The following is a 286-nucleotide window of genomic DNA, read 5'->3' on the forward strand; positions in this document are numbered from 1 at the left end:
TGTTGTAGCGTGTTCTCCGGACGGATGCGGAACCAGATCGCGTACATGGCCGGCAGTAAGATAAGGGTCATGATGGTTCCCCCCAGCGTCCCGCCAATCAGCGTATAGGCGAGCGTTCCCCAGAAGACCGAATGAGTGAGCGGAATGAACGCCAGGATCGCCGCCAGCGCGGTCAGCAGAACCGGGCGGGCGCGCTGCACCGTCGCCTCCACCACCGCGTGGAACGGATCGAGCCCCGCCTGTTGGTTATGATGGATTTGGCCAATCAGGATCAGCGTATTGCGCA

Annotated in this window: 1 protein-coding gene; it reads right to left on the bottom strand. The window is 61.5% G+C overall.

Annotation, left to right across the window (positions count from 1 at the left end):
• A partial coding sequence (locus ACSIPU_RS31180; RefSeq protein WP_435322573.1) for an efflux RND transporter permease subunit occupies window positions 1–286 on the bottom strand: 286 nt, incomplete at both ends.

This window comes from Klebsiella sp. HN106 (assembly GCF_051209435.1).
Taxonomy (GTDB): Bacteria; Pseudomonadota; Gammaproteobacteria; order Enterobacterales; family Enterobacteriaceae; genus Klebsiella; species Klebsiella oxytoca.